The sequence below is a fragment of the Pseudomonas avellanae BPIC 631 genome, from assembly GCF_000444135.1.
Lineage (GTDB): Bacteria > Pseudomonadota > Gammaproteobacteria > Pseudomonadales > Pseudomonadaceae > Aquipseudomonas > Aquipseudomonas avellanae.
In genome coordinates this window covers 1-600 of the sequence record NZ_ATDK01000179.1, presented here as the reverse complement: position 1 = coordinate 600, position 600 = coordinate 1, and the positions used below count along the sequence as shown (strand labels likewise).

1 protein-coding gene is annotated in these 600 nt (G+C 47.2%); it reads left to right on the top strand.

The window, feature by feature from the left end:
• The first annotated feature begins 68 nt into the window (after positions 1 to 68).
• On the top strand, positions 69 to 491 hold the full coding sequence (locus tag DW49_RS1000000133325) for a restriction endonuclease subunit S domain-containing protein (RefSeq protein ID WP_206539571.1): 423 nt from the start codon (positions 69 to 71) through the stop codon (positions 489 to 491).
• Positions 492 to 600: the final 109 nt, after the last annotated feature.

Genomic DNA, 600 nt, shown 5'->3' with positions numbered 1-600 from the left:
TTTTCGAAATAAGTTACCCATAACCTGCAAGCTAAGCTATTGATAAGATTTGAATTTTCCGTTAGTTGGTGGCTGATTTTTTCGAAAACAGTACACTAGATGAGCAAATGGCCATTGCTGAGGCGTTGAGCAATGTGGATGCTTTGATCGAATCCCTGCGGCAACTGCTGAACAAAAAACGCCAGATCAAGCAAGGCACGATGCAGGAGCTTCTTACCGGTCAGCGTCGCCTGCCTGGTTTTAGTGGGGAGTGGGTGGAGAGCTCACTCCTAGAACTTGCTGGTGGACGTAAAGAGCTCTTTGACGATGGAGACTGGATTGAGTCTGAACACATTACGTCGGATGGCGTCCGTCTGGTTCAGACGGGAAATATTGGTGTTGGGACGTTCTTAGATAAAGCTGAAAAGAAATATATTTACGAAGCTTCATTCGCGTCTTTGCGGTGCAAGGAAATACGTGAAGGCAGATTTACTAATCTGCCGATTAGCTGAGCCTGCTGGGCGTGCCTGCATCCTTCCTAATATCGGGGAGCGCAAGATAGTTACATCAGTTGACGTCACTATCTTCCGTCCCTCGAAAGCCTTAGGGAAGGTCTGAAGT